The sequence below is a fragment of the Colwellia sp. KU-HH00111 genome (assembly GCF_040362745.1).
Lineage (GTDB): Bacteria > Pseudomonadota > Gammaproteobacteria > Enterobacterales > Alteromonadaceae > Colwellia.
In genome coordinates this window covers 209,062-230,575 of sequence record NZ_BAABWO010000002.1, presented here as the reverse complement: position 1 = coordinate 230,575, position 21,514 = coordinate 209,062, and the positions used below count along the sequence as shown (strand labels likewise).

Genomic DNA, 21,514 nt, shown 5'->3' with positions numbered 1-21,514 from the left:
GGCAAAAATCCATATTCAACTTCAACTGTTAATAAATCTAACAAGCTTTAATTTTCACGGGTATTACACTTTAGTCTAGATCGGTGTTTACATAGGTTTTTTTATAATAAATTAACCTTCATTAATGAGCTAGGTTGCACCTTAGCGCTTAGATTCAATAACAACTGCAACTTTAGTCTACTTTGTTCTATCTTTGGTTGACTACCTGCACATCCGCCCCTAAATTATTAGCTAACTAATCAAAACCTCATATTTATGTCGTGTGATTTTTTAAAGTTAACTAAACAAGCGCTATCGCGCGGTAGGATACAAACAATGGACACTGAACTTTCTGAAATTCATAGCTTTATACAAAGTATCCCACCCTTTGATAGTTTACCTGACCCAGCCTTAGGTCATTTAATTCGTGAATTGACCATTAACTATGTTCGAAAAGGTGAAGCACTGCCACCCAAAGGTATTGTAGACTCGCGCCTATATATCGTGCGCAAGGGCGCGCTTAGCTGTTTAAGCCTTGATGGTGAGTTGATTGCTAGGTTAAGCGAAGGTGACTTATGCACAGAGTTTTGCAAACACTGCTTTCAATCATCACCTGAGCATAAACCCGTTATCAACCGACAAGTTACTACCGACGAAGATTGTTTAGTTTACAGTCTTGATTGTGAAATATTAAAAGACCTTGGCGATAAATATCCAAGTATTAATGACTATTTTAGCTATAATTCTGCGGAGCGCCTAAAAAAAAGAATGACAAAAGTTAACGAAGAAGCAATTATTTCTTCAACGTTAATGAACACACCTGTCAGTAATTTTTATCACACCCCTATTGCTGGAATAGACGCAAACAAAAGTATCCAAGAAGCTGCTATCAGTATGACTGAAAAGAGTTTTTCCTGCTTGGTGGTATTAGAAAACAACCGTTGTGTTGGCATTATCACTGATAAAGATATCCGCCGACGCTGTGTGGCAGAAGGTTTATCTACTGCTACCAGTATTAGTGAAATCATGACCCGTAATATGAGCACTATTGATATTAAAAATAATGCTTATGATGCGTTAATGATGATGACTGCAAAACATATCCATCATTTACCTGTGACCAAGCAAGGTGAAGTCGTAGGTATGGTCAGCGTTACCGATTTAATGAATAATGAAGGCCATAATGCGGTTAACTTTTCTAGTATTATTCATAAAGCAAAAAGTCTTGCCGAGTTAAAGGAAATCAGTGCTCTATTACCCAAATTACAAATTCGCTTGGCTAAGTTAGGTGCCAGTTCTGATCATGTGGGTAAAAGTATTAGCGCTATCACCATGGCCTTTACTAAGCGATTAATAGATATGGCTGAAGAGAAGTACGGTAAACCTCCGGTGCCTTATGCTTGGTTAGCTGCGGGTTCTCAAGCAAGGCAAGAGCAACTTGCCCATTCAGATCAAGACAATGCCATTATTATTTGTGATTCGATGAAGCCTTATGATGATGCTTGGTTTGAAAATTTAGCGCATTTTGTCTGTGATGGTTTAGCCGATTGTGGTTTTATATATTGCCCGGGCGATATCATGGCAACCAACCCCAAGTGGCGTCAGCCGCTTAAAGTATGGCAAAAATATTTTGATGGCTGGGTTGATACGCCTAGCCCAAAAGCATTATTACATTCGAGTGTGTTTTTTGATTTAGAAACCATCTGTGGTGATGTAAGCTTACTTAATACCGTCAGAGCAAATTTACTCCAAAAAACGAAAAAAAATAGCCTGTTTATCGCCCACCTTTCTAAAAACGCTTTGGGTCTGCGCCCTCCCCTTGGCTTCTTTCGAGACTTCGTATTAATACAAAATGGCAAACACAAAGCGACTTTAGATCTAAAGCATAACGGTATTGCGCCCATTGTTGACTTAGCACGTATTTACGCCTTATCTCAGGGGATCAGTGCCGTCAATACAATCGAACGAATTAAACAAGCGGCAGGAACGGCAGCCATTACGCAATCATCAGCCAACAACCTACTAGATGCTTATGAATTTTTAGGCATTTTACGGGTGAAACACCAAGCAAAAAACTTAATGCTAGGCCTAGATGCTGATAATTATCTATCACCCAAAGAGTTGTCAAAGTTAGAACGTGAGCACTTAAAAGACGCGTTTAAAGTTATTAAAACCCTGCAAGACTCAAGACAGGCGACTTTCTAGTGGCCGTTAAAGCAATTATTAACTATCTGGCGGGTTACGAAGCTAAGCGCAAGCGTTTATTAAAAAAAGCCCCTGCCGGACCTCTGAAAGATTTTTTATCGGTGCCTTTTCCCCCATTAGATACCCCTATAAGCGAACTACCTATTTTAGCGGTCGACTTTGAAACCACTGGGCTTGATGCTAAAGCTGACAAGCTTCTCAGTGTTGGGTTTGTAGCTCTTACCCACGAACAAATTCAGCTAAGCAGTTGTTACCACCAAATTATAAACACCAGGGTAAAGCTTGAAGAAAGCAATGTGATTATTCATCAAATAACCGATACCCAAAAAGAGCAAGGGCAACCGTTACATCTAGTGGTTGAACAGTTATTGAGTGCATTGGCCGGTAAAGTTATGTTGGTTCATTTTGCTCGTATTGAACGCCAGTTTTTACAACAAGCCTGTCTAGAGCTTTATGGTTTAATACCCGACTTCCCTATGATAGATACCTTAGTAATCGCTAAGCGTCAACTCGATAAGCGTGATGTTGCTTACGATCCCTCAGAACTGCGTTTATCAAAACTACGCCATCGCTTCCAGTTGCCTGACCATCACGGTCATAATGCACTTAATGACGCTATTGCTACCGCTGAACTGTTACTTGCGCAAATAAATAACAAGCCTAAAGCTGATAAAATACAGCTAAAAGATTTAATTTTGTAACTATTTTGTCCGCTCAAGCCTGATAGCCCTTTCGCTTTTGCTAACTTAGGTTACAATCTTACTCATACATTTCCCTGATACAGTAAAGGCAACCAATGAACACGCTTCTTTTAGTTGGAGATTGTGGTACACCACTCACCATTTTAGAAAAACCGGCTTACTCACAATGGTTAGCGAGCCAAAATCAATTTACCCAACACTGGCTAAAGCAAACCAATTTCCAAGGTGATGATTTAGCACTGATTCCTAACTTCTCATCAGGTGAAGAAGGCGCATTAGGCCAAGCCATATTTGTTGTTGAGGATGCTGAGCACTATTTTTCCTGTGGTGACTTAATCAATAAATTACCTGCGGGTCAATATAAACTGAATGCCCCAACAGCACATCAATCTGCCATTTGTTTTGCCTGGCTCATGGGCGCATATCAATTTTCACCTTACAAAACTTCAGTTACCAACAAAGTTTTGCCAAGCTTGGTGGTGGAAGACCAAACGCTGGTAGAAAATACAATAAAAAGTGCTAAAGCGACTAACCTAGTGCGTGATTTAGTCAACACCCCTGCTGCCGACATGATGCCTAAAAACCTTGGTGATGCCGCGCAATTACTAGTGGACACGTTTGGCGGCCAGTTATCACAAATTATTGGCGATGACTTACTTGAACATAACTATCCAACCATTCATGCCGTTGGCAGAGCCAGCGCAAACCTTCCTCGTTTAATCGATTTAACTTGGGGAGATATCAATCACCCTAAGGTTACCTTAGTGGGTAAAGGCGTTTGTTTTGACAGCGGTGGTTTAGATATCAAACCCGCTGCTGGCATGCGCAATATGAAAAAAGACATGGGTGGTGCTGCCCATGTGCTCGGTTTGGCACACTTGATCATGGCACACAACTTACCTATAAATTTACGGGTATTGATCCCCGCGGTTGAAAATGCCGTATCAAGTAATGCCATGCGTCCGGGCGATGTTATTACCACCCGAAAAGGGCTAACCGTAGAAATCGACAACACTGATGCAGAAGGGCGCTTAGTGTTATGTGATGCTATCGCCGAGGCCAATAATGACCAACCCGCATTGATGATTGACTTCGCGACATTAACGGGTGCTATGAGGATTGCTTTGGGCACTGAATTACCTGGTTTTTTCTCTACTAGTGACCAAGTTGCAGCAGGTATTACTGAGGCAGGTAGTAAAATTTCAGATCCCGTATGGCGTATGCCTCTTTACAGTCCTTATAATGATTTATTTTCTAGCACCATCGCCGACATGTCAAATTGTGGTTCAGGACCATTTGGCGGGGCTATTACCGCAGCACTTTACCTACAAAGATTTGTCGAGCAAGACATTGACTGGGTGCATTTTGATGTGATGGCATTTAATGTTCGCGCCTTATCTGGCCGACCTTTAGGGGGCGAAGCCTTTGGTGTTCGCGCAGTATTCAACTATCTCCAAACCCGATTTTGTGAATAAAATCAATCAGTATAATGGATGCTTTGTTTATAAAGCATCCAACTAAAGTATAGTTGCCTATGTCAGTATTCGATCTATACTGATAATAAACAAGCGCCTATTTCGCTGTGAAAGAGCAACTATAATGAATAATAAATTAAGCAACACTTTGTTCCTAGCACTAATTGTCTCCCTAGTTATTGCTGGGCTGCACTACCTCAGCAACGCTTTGTTTAGCTCTTTGTTGTTGTCCACTTTCATTATTGCGGCCATTAGCTTTTGTTTAATTTTTTTTATGACAAAATCAAAACACTCTAGTGATGCGTCTTCCCAAGACAATGAAACAACCCATTCTGAACGATATTTTGCTGATGTTGGCGAGCTGCTGGGCAATCAAGCCAGTGGTTTAGCCATTAATTCAGCCGAGGTGAGTTTTTTTCTCACGCAATTAAGTAAAGCCATAGAAACATCGAGTGAAGACGTTGACCGCTTGGCTACAGCGGCTGAACAAATGTCGATGAATAGTAAGCAAATTAACGACAATGCTGAGCGTGCGTCACAGCAAGCTAGTCAAGCCATGGATGCCAGCTCTGCTAGTTCACAACAATTACACGGCAGTATTGAGGTGGTGAATTCATTAAACGAGTCCGTCAGTGATGCCGCGAGTAAAATTCAATCGTTAGAGAAAAAAGCATCAGAAATACAGAGCATTACTGATGTTATCGATGGTATATCATCCCAAACTAACTTGTTAGCTTTAAATGCGGCTATTGAAGCAGCGAGAGCGGGTGAACAAGGCCGTGGCTTTGCCGTTGTCGCCGATGAAGTTAGAGCTTTAGCAGCTAAAACGGCTGATGCCACCCAACAAATTGGTGAAATGCTTAATCAAATAAGTAACGAAACCAGCAAAACCACCTCAGTAATGACCACCATAGTGCAGCAAACTGACAGCGTGGTAAATACCATGACCGACTTATCACAGGCATTAACCAGTATCGATCAATTAATGGGAGATGCTTCTTCTGCCAGTGATCAAATTAGCAAGGCTTTGCAAGAGCAAGACCTAGCTGCTGCTGAAATATCCACGTCAGTGGTGAATTTACATGACTTCCTAGTAGCAAAAAGCAATGAAACCAGCAGTGTTTCCGAACAAGCTCAAACGCTTTCTAACAGCACAGAATCTATTTTTGTCCATTTGTCTGAGTTTGATGGCGACACCTTAATTAATCGCATATGTCAACAAACAGAGTTAGCAGCTAAAAAAGTCGGTGAATTATTTGAACAAGCTATTATTGATAAAAAAATATCTCAACAACAACTTTTTGATTTTAATTATAAAGCCTTAGGTAACAGCGAGCCTCAAAAGTACACCACAAGTTTTGATGGTTTTACTGATAAATACTTGCCCCAAATTCAAGAGCCATTACTGCAAAAAAATAGCGAAATGATTTACGCAGGTGCGGTAGATATTAACGGCTACTTTCCAACCCACAACAAATGTTTCTCCAAACCGTTAACCGGTAACCCTGAGATTGATATGGTTAACAATCGCACTAAACGGCTATTTAACGACCCTACGGGTATACGATGTGCCAAGCACACAGATAAATTTTTACTACAAACCTACAAACGTGATACCGGCGAAGTCATGCATGATGCATCTGCACCTATTTATGTCAATGGCAAGCACTGGGGCGGTTTCAGAATTGGCTTCAAAGCTAATTAATTCATTAAATAATAACAATTTAGACTAAAGTCTAAGCTTAATTATCTAAATTTTAGACTTAGGTCTAATTCCTTTCATCGACTAATAATTCTACTTTATTAACAGAATAAAAATTAGTCATTGTTTTCTGATTTGATTTCGAAATAAATAATGCTATTGAAAAAGTTAAAGAGGCATAGATCTCTGCTTTTAAAAAATAAACAAATAAGAACTAAAACACAAAAACCTGCCTTAAGCAGATATAGAATGGGGATATAAAATGTTTAAAATTAATAAAAGTAAATTACTATTAGCAACTGGCTTACTAACAATGGCAGGTGCTGCCAACGCCGGTTACGATATAAAACTATCTGACCAAGATAAAATTTCTTTTGGTGGTTATATTAAAGTTGATGCACGTTATGTTGATGGTGATGTTGCCTATAGACCATTTTGGATTGGTACAGGAACAAAGCTAGAAGAAAGTGCATCGCAATTTAACCTTTATGCCAATGAAACTCGTTTTAACATGAAGTATAGCCATGGTGATGTCATGGGCTTTATTGAAATGGATTTTTGGGGCGGTGGCGGTAATGAAATTGTCTCTAACTCAGCAAATCCTCGTATTCGACACGCATTTATTAAATACAAAAACGTACTGGCTGGCCAAACCTGGACAACCTTTATGAACACCAGTGCTATTCCTGAAACTGCTGATTTTGCTGGTGCTACCACGGGTTTAGTGTTTATTCGTCAAGGCCAAGTGCGCTATACCGCTGGTAACTTCCAAGTGTCTGTTGAAAACCCTGAAACATGGGGTGGTGATACTGCTAATGACAGTATGCCTGATGTGGTTGCGCGTTATAACATGAAAGGTGACTGGGGTAACGTTTCGGTATCTGCCCTTGCTCGCCAATTAAACACCACCTTAGGCAACACAGAAACAGCTATTGGCGCTTCAATTGCTGGTCGCATTAAAACCTCAGGTAAAGATGATTTTAGATTCCAAATTCACCAAGGTGAGTTAGGTCGTTATGTTGGTGCCGCATTTGCTAAAGATGTTGTTGGTGAAGAAGTTGAAGAAACCACGGCTTATCTTGCCGCTTACCGTCATTTCTGGAATGAAAGCTTAAGAACAACGATAATGTATGGTGCCGCTGAAGCCGATGTCTCAGGTGCTGATCGCAGTCAGTGGAGCGTTAACTTGTTTGATAATTTAACCAAACAATTATCAGTAGGTGTTGAATTTGGGCAGTTCATTATGGACGACCAAGATGCCGATTCAAACTACGCACAATTGTCATTGAAATACGTTTTATAGTACTTAACTATAAAACAACGCCCTTGCGTTAGTTAACCTCCAACCGGGGTTATTTTTTGGGGAAGCCTTTGCTTCCCCTTTTTTTTATTTAATTTACAACTTTTTTCTCTGGTAAGCTCCTGTCTTATCAATATTATTCCCATATATCAATTATCTGTACTACACTCAATTTATAACCATAATAATTTAATGAGGCACTTATGACCTTTTTGAGAAAATACACGATTCAACTGCGTTTTGTCTTACTTTTGCTGTTGTTTTTGGCTAGTTTAATTATTTTGAGCATGATTAGCTTATCACAAGGGTATAATTCATTACTGCAACAAAAGCACGTTTCAAATCAACAGGTTGTTGAAACAGGCTATAGCGTTATGGCGCATTTTTATCAATTACAAACTCAAGGTGCTTTAACCGAAGAGCAAGCACAAAAACAAGCCATTGAAGTACTTAACGCCACTCGATATGACCAAGGTAATTATTTTTGGATAAATGATTTTACCCCCACAATGATTATGCACCCCATTAAACCTGCACTCATTGGTAAAAATGTTGGTGGTGTTAAAGATCCCGACGGTACTCCGTTATTTATGAATATCGTCAAGGTTGCTCGTGACCAAGGACAAGGTTTTGTACCTTACAAATGGCCAAAACCTGGAGTAGATGAGCCTGTAGAGAAAATCTCTTTTGTTAAAAGCTTTACTCCATGGCAGTGGATTATTGGCTCTGGCACCTATATAGATGATGTTGATGCAACCTTCGCCGCACAACGAAATACATTACTCGCTTATGTTGCAGTGCTAATCATTTTTATTAGTATCTTAGGTTATTTTATTGGCCAAAGTATCATTGTTCCTACCCATCAAGCCTCTAATCTCATGAAAGATATTGCCCGCGGCGATGGTGATTTAACACATGTACTAGATCACAATGCCCAAGATGAAGTTTCACGATTAGCGCACTACTTTAATGAGTTTACCAAAAAAATGCGTGATTCATTAGCTGATGTTGCTAATAACTCCGCGTTGGTGTTAACCAATGCTCAATCACTCGGCAATATTAGTGACCGCGCCCAAAATTTATCTCAGAGTCAAACTGACATTACCTCACAAGTCGCTACAGCCATGGAAGAAATGACCTCTCAAATTCGTGATGTTAGTAACAATGCCAATGCTGCAGAACAAGCCGCTAACGATGCTAGAGATAACACCTCACAAGGTAAGCAAATTATTTCCAGCACTATCGATCAAATGCAATCACTTTCTAGCAATATAGATGGTGTTTCTCAAGTTATAGACAGCCTTGCCGCAGAAAGTGACAATATCGGCTCTGTACTTGATGTTATTCGCGGTATCGCTGAACAAACTAACTTACTTGCCCTTAACGCTGCCATTGAGGCTGCTCGCGCAGGAGAACAAGGACGTGGTTTTGCCGTAGTTGCTGACGAGGTAAGAACACTCGCCAATAGAACGGGGCAGAGTACCAATGAAATTCAGCAAATGATCCAAAAACTACAAGCGGGTGCCCAAGAAGCAGTGTCAGCGGTAAAAATCAGCCAAGACATCTCCAGCCAAACGGTTGAACAAACCAGTAAAGCAGATGATTCCTTATCTAAAATAGATACCTTGATGGAGTTAATCTCTGAAATGAATACTCAAATTGCCCGAGCAACTGAGCAACAAACACAGGCGGCCGAAGAGGTTAATTTACATATTAATGATTTGGCCGGTATAACTGATGAGTCTCTAGATACTTCAAGCAAGCTCAACGAAGCAAGCACTCAATTAGAGACAAGCAGTCACAGCATGTCTGAAATTCTCAGCCGTTTTAAATTTAAATAAAAAATAGCCAATGCTGATAAAACATCAGCATTGGCTATCTTAATAAAATTTCTAATCATTCAACTTGGGAGAAGCCAAAATCATGGTACAAAGAATAAACTTAGCGGCTATGTGTCCTGAAGCATAACCACTAAGTTACTCCTTTGCTATCGGTGAAGACAACTGAGAGAGCGTTCATTTGCCCTCACCGTTAAGTTAATGATAATGATTCCCATTTACATCGTCAAGCGTTTTTTCTGCTTTTTTACTTAATATTGATTATTTTTTCAACTTAGCAAATGCATCAGCAAAGGCATTACCCATAGCCTCATTTTCTATTTTGTGCGGTTTCGCCTTCTGTGGCTTTCTTTGATTCGAATTTTTTTGCTTGTTTACCTGCGTTTTATTGTCTGCTGTCTTCTGTGAGTCTCTACTGTGCTTATTGACTGCGGCTGATTTAGGCGCATGGCTATCAACCTTTTCTCCTAAACGCATGGTTAAACCAATACGTTTACGATCTGCATCCACTTCAAGCACTTTAACTTTGACGATATCACCGGCTTTTACAAACTCCCGTGGATCGCTAATAAACTTGTCAGTAATTGCTGAAATATGAACTAATCCATCTTGATGAACACCTATATCAACGAAAGCGCCAAAATTAGCGACATTTGAGATAACACCTTCAAGCACCATGCCCACAGATAAATCAGAAATTTTAGCTACACCCTCAGCAAAGGTAGCAGTTTTAAATTCTGGCCTAGGATCACGATTAGGTTTTGATAGTTCAGCGATAATGTCTGATATTGTTACTTCACCAAATTGGTCAGTGATGATTTCTTCGATATTAAGCTGTTGTAATTGTTCACTGTTATTTAACAAACTAGCATTATCAATGTTAAGCTGCTTAATCATTTTTTCAACAATAGGATACGTTTCAGGATGAACTCCACATTGATCTAACGGGTTATCGCCGCCAGTGATCCGCAAGAAGCCTGCGGCTTGTTCAAACGCTTTCGGCCCTAAACGCGCTACTTTTTTTAATTGTTTTCTATTTGTAAATGCACCCTGCTCATCACGAAATTTTACAATATTATTAGCCATGGTTTTATTTAAACCTGCCACGCGTGTTAACAGCGGTGCAGATGCTGAGTTAAGATCAACACCAACCGCATTTACACAATCTTCAACTACATCATCAAGACTATTGCTTAACAAACTTTGACTAACGTCATGCTGATACTGACCAACACCAATGGCTTTTGGGTCTATTTTCACTAACTCTGCTAACGGGTCTTGCAAGCGTCTAGCAATAGACACTGCACCACGGATAGAAACATCAAGATCAGGGAATTCATTCGCTGCAAATTCTGAGGCAGAATACACCGAAGCGCCCGCTTCACTTACCAACATTTTTTGTGGTTTAGCCTCACTCGGCGACACACTCAATTGCGCAATAACCTCAGCAACTAATTTGTCGCTTTCACGTGAACCGGTACCATTTCCAATGGCGATTAACGCAACCTTATGCTGACGGCAAATATTCACTAATGTGCGCACCGATTTATCCCAATGGTTTTGCGGTGCATGAGGGAAAATAGTTGTAGTATGTAATAACTTACCTGTTTGGTCGACTATGGCAATTTTGCAACCTGTACGCAAACCCGGATCTAAGCCTAAAGTGACTTTCGCACCCGCAGGTGCTGCCATCAATAAATCACTCAAATTTGATGCAAACACCTTAATGGCTTGCTGTTCAGCCTGCTCGCGTTGTTTGGTTAAAAGCTCATTACTCAAGCTCACACTAAGCTTATTTTTCCATGCTAAATGTACGGTGTTGGTTAAAAAGTTAGCCGCTTTTTGCTTGGTTAGTCTTAAGGTTAAATGTTCACTAATAATTTGCTCTGCGCTAGAAACCGTAGAGGACTCTTGGCCTGGATCGACATCAATTTTTAACTGCAACAAACCTTCATTTCTGCCGCGAAGCATCGCTAGCATGCGATGTGACGGTACGTTTTTTAATTTTTCACTGTGATCAAAATAATCACGATATTTAGCCGCTGCTTGTGCTTGTCCCTTAACTAATTGGCTGGTTAAATGCGCTTGTTTTAACATATGATTGCGCAGTTTCTGTAACAAATTGGCATCTTCACTCAATCGCTCAGCCAAAATCGCACTTGCCCCTTCTAATACTGATTTAACATCACTGAAAGTGGATTCAATCTTATCGCGCTTATCTAAATAGGTTTGCGCTTCTTGCTCAGGATCAAGTTGCCAGTTATTAAATAAATTATTTGCTAACGGCTCTAGGCCTGCTTCAATAGCGATTTGACCTTTGGTTCTGCGTTTAGGTTTATAGGGCAAATACAAATCTTCTAAACGGGTTTTATTATCTGCATTGTTTATTTGTTTACTTAACTCGGGCGTTAATTTTTTTTGTTGCTCAATACTTGTTAAAATCACTAAACGACGAGCCGCTAACTCACGCAAATAGGTAAGCCTTGTTGCTAAGGCTCGCAAGTGATTATCATCCAGCCCTTGAGTCGCTTCTTTTCTATATCGGGCAATAAAAGGCACTGTTGAGCCTTCGTCTAATAAGCCAATAGCTGTGTTTACTTGTGAAGTATTAACCTTGAGTTCTTGAGCAATTTGCTCAGCAATTGATGACATTAAGATATAAGTTCCGCGTTAACTATGCCTTATCGGCCTTAGCGTTAATAAAAATGAATTCTATCGGGAATAATAACAGAAACTGATACACAAAAAAAATAGCTGAAATATCGCTAATTTTTCACACTAATAATCCCCGTCAGAGGTGTTATCTTTACTCGATGCTTTGCGCCATAGTGTGGTACTAAGGTGCTAAATATAAATGCCAAGGTTTAAGTTAAAGTTATAACAAACCATTGTTAGCTTTGTCATATTTTATAAGGTATTGCAAAAGCGAAATCACAACTCAACAACAGGAATTAATTATGCTACAAGGTAAAACTGCCCTGATCACAGGCTCTACTAGTGGTATTGGTTTGGCAACAGCCCACGCCTTAGCAGAGCAAGGCATAAATTTAGTGTTACATGGCTTAATGGGGGAAGCCGAAGGTATCGCCCTAGCTGAAAGCTTTGCAACTCAATATAGTATAAATACAGTATTTGACAACGCAAATCTAATGGATAGTCAGGCGATAATTGGCTTGTTTGATAGAGCCACAAAAATCATGGGTTCAATTGATATTTTAGTGAATAATGCCGGTATTCAACACACAGAAGCTATTGATACTTTTCCAGAAAACAAATGGGATGCAATCATCGCTATTAATCTCACAGCCGCTTTTCATACCATTCAAAAATCATTGCCCGGCATGAAAGCCAATGGTTGGGGGCGCATTATCAATGTTGCATCGGTTCATGGCTTAGTCGCTTCGCTAAACAAATCCGCTTATGTATCAGCAAAACACGGATTGATCGGGTTAACCAAGGCGGTTGCTTTAGAGTGTGCTGAGCAAGGGATAACTGTAAACGCTATCTGCCCTGGCTGGGTAGACACTCCACTGATAAACAATCAAATCAATGAAATTGCACAACAACAGCAAGTCGAATTTGACCAAGCAAAATATAACTTAGTGACCGCTAAACAACCCTTACCTGAGATGATGGATCCTCGTCAAATAGGTGAATTCATCTTGTTTTTATGCAGTGACAGTGCCCGTAGTATGACAGGTTCAGCCTTACCTATGGATGGAGCCTGGACCGCACAATAATGCTCCTACCAAAATCAAATGTAATAACACCAACCCAAACCCCCTGAGAATGCCAATTCTGATCTAAGGGGTGTTTGGAGATAGCACTAAAGAGCCACTTATTTTTGTTCATTTTTTAGCTAACCTAGTATTGTTCGAACTTTAACCAGTTCGAATGTGTCAATGAAAAAAGCAATACAAAAAATAACTAAAAATAATTCAACAATAGGCTTTTTATGAAACAATTATTATTCAAAAAACTACAAAACTCTAAATCCAAAATAATACCTGGGGCTTTAATCAGCCTTTGCTTATCGCTATCACCACAAAGTATGGCCGGAAGTTGGCAACAAAATGTCTCAATCGGCGGCTTTAACAATGTTCATATTTATACCCCTGACTCTAACTCAAGTATAGGTACAGGAAAGTCTCTTTTAATCGTGCTTCATGGTTGCGTACAACCTATTGATAACTTTCTCACAGCTAATTTAGAAGATGCCGCTGAAGAACACGGTATGGTTATTGCCGTGCCAGATGCAATGAATAAAGCGGGCTTTAACTGTTGGTCATACTGGCAAGGTGCCGTTTCACGGACAGCCGGTGATTATAAAAACCTAATCAACTTAGCAAACACTATGAGTGGCGATGCCAATAGAGAAATTGACCCTAAACAAGTGTATATTGCCGGTTTATCTTCAGGCTCTGCCATGACAGCCCAAACGGCATGTTTAGCCCCAGATGTATTTGCTGGTGTTTCACCCAATGCAGGCCCAAGCATAGGCACAAGTGCCAGTGGAGCTGGTAGTTGTGAAACAGTTTCACCAAGCACATTTAAATCACGCTGTGAAAGCTATGCAGGTTCAGCTAAAGATCATTTAAGCACACAACTTGCTGTCGTAGGGCATGGAACACAAGATACTACGGTACCAACATGTTATAACCAGCAAAATGCGAATGGTTATGCACAAACATATGGGGTAAATCAATTACCTGGTACCAATACAATATCTGAGGGTAGTGGACACACTGCCTCAGAAACGCTTTGGTCTAATGGTCAATTAAGCATGCTTTGGTTTAATAACCTTGACCATTCATGGTCAGGTGGCGCGGGTGCTTCGGGTAGTTATATCGATGATAGTAGTATCAATGTCGCTAGTTACTTAGGCAAATTCTTTGCTGAGAATAATAAACGTGTTGACCGTAATGCTGGCCCTGTTATTAGTAATTTTTCGGTAATAGAAGACAACAACGCCTTAACCATAACAGGCGATACCGCTGATGCTGAAGGAAGTGTTGCAAGTGTTAATATCACTATTGCTTCATTAGCGTCGGGGACTCCTAGCGCTATACAAACAATCAGTGCGACTTTAGCTAACGACGATTCATATTCAGCATCGTCTATTTCATTGGTTGATGGTTTATATCAAGTTACCGCAGTAGCAACAGACAATGAAGGAAAAGCAGGAGACAGTGTTTCAATGACAATATATGTTGGCACACCACCACCTCCAGCAGCACCTGAACTGTCAGGAATTAATGCTTCTGTTTCCGGGCAATGTGCCACAATTACCGGTACTGTGATTGATCAAAACCTAAACCTATCAAGCGTTGTGGTAAGTTTTGCAAATGACGATATCACGGCAACGGTTAATGGTAATCAATACACTGCAGAAAAATGCTCACTGCCCGGTGGAAGCAATACTGCCACAGTAACAGCAAGTGATTCAACATCGCTAACAAGTGTTGATAGCGTGCAGTTTACTATAGATGCAGGAGTTACCGGCAACTATAACTTACATATCAATGAAGGCCATATTACTTGGGGATCAGGATACTCTGCTTGTTATCTTGAATTTGGTACAGCCGACTTTACTATGCGTGAATATCCTACAGGAAATGAACAATGTAACTGGATAGCTGATGGTGCGCCTAGTTGTGCTGGGCCAAACCAAGCCTGTTTAGGTGGCGGTACGACAAATACCGATAACGACAACGACGGTATTCTGAATACAGTAGATAACTGTCCTGATGATGCTAATTCTGATCAGCTTGATAGTGATAGTGATGGCCTTGGCAATGTATGCGATCCAACACCATACGGCTCTACTTTCAGTTGTACTGAAACTACAGCAAGTAATTACAGCCATGTGCAAGCCAATAGAGCTACAACCAATGGCGCATATGTGTATGCCATTGGCTCAGGAGAAAGTATGGGATTTTATAACATATTCTCCACTGCTACATTAGCTGAAACCTCAGAGAACTATTATGAAGTTGGCAACTGTCCTTAAACAACCCTATTAAAACAGCAATGTTCACTTTGTCACAAAAACAAAGTGAACAGTCTATATCAAACAAGGTGAAAAAATGAAAAATATAATAATCACGCTATTCAATAAAACATTGCTAATTTTAGGCTTGCTAATAATGACTTCAACAGTGCAGGCAGCCTGTGTCGATAATGTGGTATTAGTACATGGCAATACCGGCTCTCCCTCAGATTGGGACAATACCTACGAATTATTACTGACTAACGGTTATAGCAGTAGTCAAATATACCGTCCTGTCTGGGGCAGCCGTTATGCCTCAAACAATAATCATAGTGGCTCAGAAGAAACCCCAGTTAACAATGCGATAACCTCAGCATTGAACTCATCGTGTACGGGAAAAATTGATGTCATTGGCCATTCTATGGGCGTTACTTTAGCTGCCCAACAGATCCTCAAACTCAATAAAAGTAACCAAGTAGATACCTTTGTCGGTGTTGCCGGTGCGTATCGAGGTTTATGGACCTGTGGCACTTATCCTTGGAATATTTGGACACCGACTTGCGGCAGTAATGGCCTATCAATATCAAGCCCTTTTCTTGATTGGCTTGGCAATAAAACGATTGCTAATCGCATCTATTCAATAAAAAGTTGGAATGATCAAATAGTCTGCGGAAGTGGCGTGTGTACAGTCGGCGGTATTCACTCAAGCCGTATACCCAATGAAAATGGGAGCTATACATACGTATTAGGTCACTTTGGCCTGCAAACCGATACGGCAAGTAAACAAGTAGCCTTAATTCAATAATATGCCTTTGAGCGTTAGATTTACAACAATAAAAGGGGTGATAAATTCCCCCTTACACCACCAATGTAGGGCGGAATTTATTCCGACAAGTATTCATTGATCATATGGCGCTTAACAACAAATATGAGTTTTGTTCGAGCAAGCAAGAGAAGGGCGATTGGCTGCCTCTCTCTGCTGACTAATATACCGATCATAAAGAGAGTAAATTTTTCTATAAATACGCTTGGCCTTATACTGGTATTTAGTTTTTTATTAAAAATGCATAAAGGAAATAGTATGACAAAAGTATCAGGGGAACAAACTCGCCGTAACGTGATGGGAGATGAATTTGTCGACCGTGCATTAAACAATGCCGATGACTTTACCCAACCCATGCAAGATTACATTAATGATCACGGTTGGGGCTCAACGTGGCAACGGGAAGGATTAGATTTAAAAACCCGCAGTTTAATCACCATCGCCATGCTGGCCGCGTTAAAGGCTCCTCAAGAAATCAAAGGTCACATTCGTGGTGCTTTAAATAATGGTGCAACCAAAGAAGAAATTCGAGAAGTGCTATTACATAGTGCGGTCTATTGTGGCGCGCCTGCTGCACAAGAAGCATTTAGAGCAGCAAAAGAAGTACTTTAATACCACGTCGATTATGTTCTATCCTACGGAGCAAGTATAAAGAATTTATAGGCAAGGTATTGATTGCATTAATTTTTTAATACAAAACCCTGTGGTTTATACCATACATTGACCATTCAGTTCCGATTTTGGCTAGTTTCAGTTATTTTTATAGTAAACTCTTTATATTGAAATTATGCAGAGTAGATTATGAAACTAGGTGAGATGCAGGCCGCTCGGCTATCTAAAGACCCGCGCTTTGATGGGCTGTTTTTTGTTGCGGTTAAAACCACAGGCATCTATTGTCGCCCAATTTGCCCCGCAGTTAGCCCAAAAGAAGAAAATGTCAGCTATGTTAAAACCGCCATTGAAGCTGCACATTTAGGTTGTCGCCCCTGTTTACGTTGTCGCCCCGATAGCGCCCCAGACTCTAATCCTTGGAAAGGTACTCATACTACGCTTGAACGAGCCATTAAGCTCATAAATAATGGTGAATTGATTGATCATTCTATTGAGCAACTGAGTGAACGATTAGGTATTAGCAGCCGTTATTTAAATACCTTATTTCAAAAAAAGTTGGGGATCAGCGCAAAAAAATACGCGCTTTACCAGCAGGCATTATTTGGCAAAAGCTTACTACAACAAAGTCATTTAGCGATCAACGAAGTCGCTTTTGCTTGTGGCTTTTCAAGTGTTCGCCGTTTTAATGACTATTTTTGCAAAAACTTGAAAACTACTCCGTCTAACATTCGTAAAAATTCATCCAACAAAAACCAAACGATTGAGTTATTTCTGAGTTATCGCCCGCCGTATAACTGGCAACATTGTCATAACTTTTTGCAAACCCGCGCCATCAAATCGATGGAATGGCTTAGCGGTGATAGCTATGGCAGAACGTTTACATGGCCGAGCACCCGAGGCAAAATATGCTCGGGTTGGTTTACTGCTCGCCATCAAGCACACAAGCATGGATTTATTGTTAATATACAGCTGAACGATTCAAAACAATTACTGCCCGTGGTAAAAAACATACGTCGGCTATTAGATTTAGATGCCAACAGTGAGTTGATAGATCAACACTTAGCCACAACATTGCCGTTACACTCATTCGTGCCGGGGTTACGATTACCAGGTACATGGAATCTATTTGAAGCGGGTTGCAGAGCAATTTTAGGCCAACAAATTTCTGTGGTTGCCGCATTAAAACTTGTGGCTACCTTAGTGCATTGTTATGGCACCACTGAACACAGCAAATCCTTTTTTCCAACGCCAGAGCAAGTAGCAACAGCTGACCTACTCTCATTAAAAATGCCAAACAGTCGACGTGACACATTAACCCGTTTTGCCCAATTTATGTCGCAACATCCACAGGCTCAACAACCTGATTCTTGGCTAAACCTTAAAGGTATAGGCCCTTGGACAGTAAATTATGCCAAAATGCGTGGCTTAAGTGACACTAATATATGGTTAGGTACTGATTTAGTCATAAAAAAAACCTTAGCCGAACATCAAATCGAATTTCAACCAAGCGATTATGCGCCATGGCAGTCTTATTTAACCTTACAACTATGGAATTTATGATGCGATTCTCTACCGATAATACCTCAGCACAATATCGTAGTACCTTATCGACACCGATAGGCGATTTCTTTGTGTTATGCTCAGATCATAGCGTTCATTGTGCCGAATTTTTTGATTCTAAGCCTGCACTTAACAAAGCTAGCGCGCAATGGCCTGAAAATCATTTAAGCAAACTAGCGAAGCAACAACTACAACAATATTTTAACCAGCACAGACAGACGTTCGATTTGCCTTTAACTCCCAAAGGCACTGATTTTCGTCTACAAAGCTGGCAAGCGTTGTTACAAATACCGTTTGGTCAAACAGCTTGCTATAGTGAACAAGCTCAACGAATGAACAACTCCAAAGCAGTTAGAGCGGTTGGTGCAGCAAATGGGGCCAATCCTATCTCTATCATTATTCCCTGCCATAGAGTCATAGGAAAAAATGGCAGTCTTACTGGTTACGCGGGCGGGTTATCAAGAAAACAATGGTTGTTAGCGTTTGAAAAAAATGAGGCGTTGCCAAACCCATAAAGGGTCTAGGAACGCCTTTGTTAATATTAGCAACTTACTGTGATGTGCTCCCTACTCGCCGCCACAACTGCCACAGCAAACACCATCTTCGCCATGAACCTTCTTCTTTTCTTCAGGTGCTTGCTTAGCGTCATTTTCATGCGCATTTGATTGTTTTGCTACGTCGGTGGTTGATTGTGCTTTGTTTGCATTAAAAAATTTAAACATAATATTTCCTCTTCTTTGGTTTCGTCTGGTTTGGTTTGGTTTGGTTCTTTTTGGCTTAGTTAAAGCCAGTTAATAGGTTTTGCTTGTCCTCCTTATTCGTTACTCTCTAGCCACTTCGACCATCTGGTCGAGCGGTGATAAGCATCGGGGTGTAATAAACAATAAACAGGGTAAAACCTAGCGCCCAACAACTGGCCGCTAAAATATAGCCTGACATAAACAAGTTTAGGGTTGGCAACAAGAAGCGCACCAAGGTGGCAATAAGCAACACAATAAAAGAGAGGCTAATCCAGGTATTAATTTGCAGCGCCCGTCCAGTATGGCCTAACGATACTCTCGACATCATGGCAATGATCATGGTACCTATTGTGCCAACCGTGACAATGTGGATTGCCGATGAAAAACTAATAGTAGTGATGAAATAGCTAATGCCCATAGTAATAAAGCCGATGCCCATATTTAAGTAGGAAAGGTGTAGCGACCATAACAGCGGTGTTTTCGCTGTTTTTACCGTTTGCCAGTTAAACATTCTTATTATTTGCAAGCAGCCGGTCACCATCAACATACCGGCCAATAACTCACTAATAGCAAAGCGATAACTGACAATGAAAGTGATAAACGTCATTGCCATCATCAAGGCAATAACTCGCTCTAACACGCTATGCCCGTTAATGGCTGGCAAGTTAAGCGCTCGGGTGGTGAAAAAAGGGATCACTCTACCGCCAACAACGGTCACCATTGTGGCCATCATAAATACTGCACCATAGGATAGGTGACTGGCTAACCCAGGATTGCCCATCAGTGCAAGCCATAAAGTCGCCACATCAAGCATCATGATAATACTGAGCAGCGGAATAAAAATTAAGTTGCGACGATTATTGGATTTGATCACCATATAGGCCAAATAGCTAATGCCCATTGACCACCAAATTACTTCACAAATCACGGCAAAAACTAGCACGCTTGGTGTGGATGAAAATAGCGCGATCCTAGCCGCTAACCAAAAAAATACCATGGTAGCTAACTTCCAACCATGAATACTTCTGACACCGGTCCAGGTTTGTGCTGCAGATAACAAAAATCCTATGGCAACACTGGCAGCAAAACCAAAAATCATTTCATGGCCGTGCCATATATTGGCAGGCAATATTCCCTGCCACTGTAAATTGCCACGTAAAACAGTAATCCATATCACGACGGCAATAATCGAAAGTAACGCAGGTAACAGAAAAAATGGCCTAAAAGCTAAACGGAAAATGGGAATGATCGCCTGCTCTTTTTCTAATATTTCAGGTTGTAACATGGCTTTAGCCCTTAACTGTAAATAGGTGAAATTTGCCAATATTAATTCTATCGTCCGAATCAACATTGAGCTGTCTTATAGCAAACCGATTATTCCATCAAATCCTTAAGCTCAACTTCGACGCCCATTCGTTGATGAACAATGGGACTAGTAGTGGTATACAGGGTTGGCACTCTTTCTTTATCTAATACATTTTCAGCAATCGAAAATGCCGCTAGTGCCGCTTCATGAAAACCGCTTAAAATTAATTTACGCTTCCCAGGGTAGTAATTAATATCGCCCACCGCATATATGCCCTTAATAGAGCTCTGAAATGACTGAGTATCCACTTTAATCTGATGCTGATGCATGGCTAAGTTCCACTGTGCAATCGGCCCTAGCTTGGGCGACATACCAAAACAAACCACTAATTCATCTAACGACACACTGCGGGTAACACCATCTTTTGCGCTAACGCTAACAGTGGTTAGCTGACCGTCTTCTTCATTAAAACCAGTAACTTGACCACATAAAAATTGCATTTTTAGCTCTGCACACAAGCTATTCATTTTATTTACACTGCTAGGTGATGCCTTAAAATTGGTACTACGGTGAATTAGCACCACACTTTGTGCGACTTTTTGTAATGTTAAACTCCAGTCAAGTGCTGCATCGCCACCACCGAGTACCACCACATTTTTGTTACGGAAATGATCTAGACTATGAATACGGTAAAACAATTGCTGCTCTTCATATTTATCAATGCCCGCCACTTTTAATTTCACCGGTGAAAAGGCTCCATTACCCGCAGCAATAATCACAGCTTGGCAGTGTATAGTATTGTTTTTACTGGTAAACACTGAAAATGATTTGTCTGATATTTTTTCAATATGCTCAACTCGCTCACCTAACATGAATCTTGGATCAAAAGGTGCGGCTTGCTGCCACAAGTTATCAATAACAGCACTTGCATTGGCATTAGGCAAAGCTGGAATATCGTAAATGGGTTTGTCTGGATAGAGCTCAGTGCATTGACCACCAATTTCTGGCAAGCTATCGATAACAACGGCCTTTAGTCCTTGTAATCCCAGTTCAAATACTTGAAACAAGCCCACGGGCCCTGCGCCAATAATAACGACATCGGTTGTGATAGTTTTCATAACTCTTCCTCCTTTGCTTTCAAACAACTTTAACTCTGTTCAGCTTGTAATATGAAATAGCACAAGTCATGCCAGAAAAAATACCTATTAATATCAGATAGATAAAGACAGCAAGACCATAACAATAAAATATTGATGTCTAATGAACACGGTGTTTTGAGTCAAA

The 21,514-nt window shown here is 40.6% G+C and carries 16 protein-coding genes; 12 read left to right on the top strand and 4 right to left on the bottom strand.

Annotated elements, in window-relative coordinates; translation table 11 throughout:
• Positions 1 to 315: 315 nt before the first annotated feature.
• From ABXG98_RS05245 to ABXG98_RS05220, 6 genes are all read left to right on the top strand, one after another.
• A complete protein-coding gene (locus ABXG98_RS05245) occupies positions 316 to 2,184 on the top strand; it encodes a putative nucleotidyltransferase substrate binding domain-containing protein (RefSeq protein WP_353537644.1) in 1,869 nt (622 codons plus the stop codon).
• Positions 2,184 to 2,885 carry an exonuclease domain-containing protein gene (locus ABXG98_RS05240; protein ID WP_353537643.1) on the top strand — a complete coding sequence of 234 codons (702 nt, stop codon included), beginning with the start codon at positions 2,184 to 2,186 and terminating at the stop codon, positions 2,883 to 2,885. Before ABXG98_RS05245 ends, ABXG98_RS05240 begins: the two co-directional genes overlap by 1 nt.
• Positions 2,886 to 2,980: 95 nt before the next feature.
• Positions 2,981 to 4,360: a leucyl aminopeptidase family protein gene (locus tag ABXG98_RS05235; protein WP_353537642.1), complete on the top strand. Its 1,380-nt coding sequence runs from the start codon at positions 2,981 to 2,983 to the stop codon at positions 4,358 to 4,360.
• Positions 4,361 to 4,484: 124 nt separating this feature from the next.
• A complete protein-coding gene (locus tag ABXG98_RS05230) occupies positions 4,485 to 6,065 on the top strand; it encodes a methyl-accepting chemotaxis protein (RefSeq protein WP_353537641.1) in 1,581 nt (526 codons plus the stop codon).
• 259 nt (positions 6,066 to 6,324) lie between these two features.
• A complete protein-coding gene (locus ABXG98_RS05225; RefSeq protein WP_353537640.1) occupies positions 6,325 to 7,365 on the top strand; it encodes a DcaP family trimeric outer membrane transporter in 1,041 nt (346 codons plus the stop codon).
• 200 nt (positions 7,366 to 7,565) lie between these two features.
• Positions 7,566 to 9,203: a methyl-accepting chemotaxis protein gene (locus tag ABXG98_RS05220; protein ID WP_353537639.1), complete on the top strand. Its 1,638-nt coding sequence runs from the start codon at positions 7,566 to 7,568 to the stop codon at positions 9,201 to 9,203.
• A 258-nt stretch (positions 9,204 to 9,461) separates the two neighbouring features.
• Here the strand turns inward: ABXG98_RS05220 and ABXG98_RS05215 are convergent, their stop codons facing one another.
• Positions 9,462 to 11,852 carry a Tex family protein gene (locus ABXG98_RS05215; RefSeq protein WP_353537638.1) on the bottom strand — a complete coding sequence of 797 codons (2,391 nt, stop codon included), beginning with the start codon at positions 11,850 to 11,852 and terminating at the stop codon, positions 9,462 to 9,464.
• A gap of 305 nt (positions 11,853 to 12,157) precedes the next feature.
• On the opposite strand from ABXG98_RS05215, the gene ABXG98_RS05210 reads away from it, so the two are divergent.
• The 6 genes from ABXG98_RS05210 (at position 12,158) to ABXG98_RS05185 (ending at position 18,699) form a co-directional block, all read left to right on the top strand.
• Positions 12,158 to 12,940, top strand: a complete 783-nt coding sequence (locus ABXG98_RS05210) for a 3-hydroxybutyrate dehydrogenase (protein WP_353537637.1) — start codon at positions 12,158 to 12,160, stop codon at positions 12,938 to 12,940.
• A 215-nt stretch (positions 12,941 to 13,155) separates the two neighbouring features.
• Positions 13,156 to 15,210: an extracellular catalytic domain type 1 short-chain-length polyhydroxyalkanoate depolymerase gene (locus ABXG98_RS05205; protein WP_353537636.1), complete on the top strand. Its 2,055-nt coding sequence runs from the start codon at positions 13,156 to 13,158 to the stop codon at positions 15,208 to 15,210.
• A 76-nt stretch (positions 15,211 to 15,286) separates the two neighbouring features.
• A complete protein-coding gene (locus ABXG98_RS05200) occupies positions 15,287 to 15,994 on the top strand; it encodes an alpha/beta hydrolase (RefSeq protein ID WP_502901537.1) in 708 nt (235 codons plus the stop codon).
• Positions 15,995 to 16,270: 276 nt separating this feature from the next.
• Positions 16,271 to 16,624, top strand: a complete 354-nt coding sequence (locus ABXG98_RS05195; protein WP_353537635.1) for a carboxymuconolactone decarboxylase family protein — start codon at positions 16,271 to 16,273, stop codon at positions 16,622 to 16,624.
• Between the two features lie 189 nt (positions 16,625 to 16,813).
• The gene (locus ABXG98_RS05190) at positions 16,814 to 18,184 is read left to right on the top strand and encodes an AlkA N-terminal domain-containing protein (RefSeq protein ID WP_353537634.1); all 1,371 of its coding nucleotides are present in this window, start codon (positions 16,814 to 16,816) and stop codon (positions 18,182 to 18,184) included.
• On the top strand, positions 18,184 to 18,699 hold the full coding sequence (locus ABXG98_RS05185) for a methylated-DNA--[protein]-cysteine S-methyltransferase (RefSeq protein WP_353537633.1): 516 nt from the start codon (positions 18,184 to 18,186) through the stop codon (positions 18,697 to 18,699). Before ABXG98_RS05190 ends, ABXG98_RS05185 begins: the two co-directional genes overlap by 1 nt.
• 51 nt (positions 18,700 to 18,750) lie before the next feature.
• Here ABXG98_RS05185 and ABXG98_RS05180 read toward each other — a convergent pair whose 3' ends face one another.
• From ABXG98_RS05180 to ABXG98_RS05170, 3 genes are all read right to left on the bottom strand, one after another.
• Positions 18,751 to 18,906 carry a CCGSCS motif protein gene (locus ABXG98_RS05180; RefSeq protein ID WP_353537632.1) on the bottom strand — a complete coding sequence of 52 codons (156 nt, stop codon included), beginning with the start codon at positions 18,904 to 18,906 and terminating at the stop codon, positions 18,751 to 18,753.
• Between the two features lie 106 nt (positions 18,907 to 19,012).
• Positions 19,013 to 20,275, bottom strand: a complete 1,263-nt coding sequence (locus tag ABXG98_RS05175) for an NnrS family protein (RefSeq protein WP_353537631.1) — start codon at positions 20,273 to 20,275, stop codon at positions 19,013 to 19,015.
• Positions 20,276 to 20,298: 23 nt separating this feature from the next.
• Positions 20,299 to 21,348, bottom strand: coding sequence for an NAD(P)/FAD-dependent oxidoreductase (locus tag ABXG98_RS05170; protein WP_353537630.1), 1,050 nt, complete (start codon positions 21,346 to 21,348; stop codon positions 20,299 to 20,301).
• Between the last annotated feature and the right edge of the window lie 166 nt (positions 21,349 to 21,514).

Bases quoted from the DNA above. Each gene is read 5' to 3' on its own strand.
- ABXG98_RS05245 (WP_353537644.1), top strand. From the start codon at position 316: ATGGACACTGAACTTTCTGAAATTCATAGCTTTATACAAAGTATCCCA.
- ABXG98_RS05235 (WP_353537642.1), top strand. From the start codon at position 2,981: ATGAACACGCTTCTTTTAGTTGGAGATTGTGGTACACCACTCACCATT.
- ABXG98_RS05230 (WP_353537641.1), top strand. From the start codon at position 4,485: ATGAATAATAAATTAAGCAACACTTTGTTCCTAGCACTAATTGTCTCC.
- ABXG98_RS05225 (WP_353537640.1), top strand. From the start codon at position 6,325: ATGTTTAAAATTAATAAAAGTAAATTACTATTAGCAACTGGCTTACTA.
- ABXG98_RS05220 (WP_353537639.1), top strand. From the start codon at position 7,566: ATGACCTTTTTGAGAAAATACACGATTCAACTGCGTTTTGTCTTACTT.
- ABXG98_RS05215 (WP_353537638.1), bottom strand. From the start codon at position 11,852: ATGTCATCAATTGCTGAGCAAATTGCTCAAGAACTCAAGGTTAATACT.
- ABXG98_RS05210 (WP_353537637.1), top strand. From the start codon at position 12,158: ATGCTACAAGGTAAAACTGCCCTGATCACAGGCTCTACTAGTGGTATT.
- ABXG98_RS05205 (WP_353537636.1), top strand. From the start codon at position 13,156: ATGAAACAATTATTATTCAAAAAACTACAAAACTCTAAATCCAAAATA.
- ABXG98_RS05200 (WP_502901537.1), top strand. From the start codon at position 15,287: ATGAAAAATATAATAATCACGCTATTCAATAAAACATTGCTAATTTTA.
- ABXG98_RS05195 (WP_353537635.1), top strand. From the start codon at position 16,271: ATGACAAAAGTATCAGGGGAACAAACTCGCCGTAACGTGATGGGAGAT.
- ABXG98_RS05190 (WP_353537634.1), top strand. From the start codon at position 16,814: ATGAAACTAGGTGAGATGCAGGCCGCTCGGCTATCTAAAGACCCGCGC.
- ABXG98_RS05185 (WP_353537633.1), top strand. From the start codon at position 18,184: ATGCGATTCTCTACCGATAATACCTCAGCACAATATCGTAGTACCTTA.
- ABXG98_RS05180 (WP_353537632.1), bottom strand. From the start codon at position 18,906: ATGTTTAAATTTTTTAATGCAAACAAAGCACAATCAACCACCGACGTA.
- ABXG98_RS05175 (WP_353537631.1), bottom strand. From the start codon at position 20,275: ATGTTGATTCGGACGATAGAATTAATATTGGCAAATTTCACCTATTTA.
- ABXG98_RS05170 (WP_353537630.1), bottom strand. From the start codon at position 21,348: ATGAAAACTATCACAACCGATGTCGTTATTATTGGCGCAGGGCCCGTG.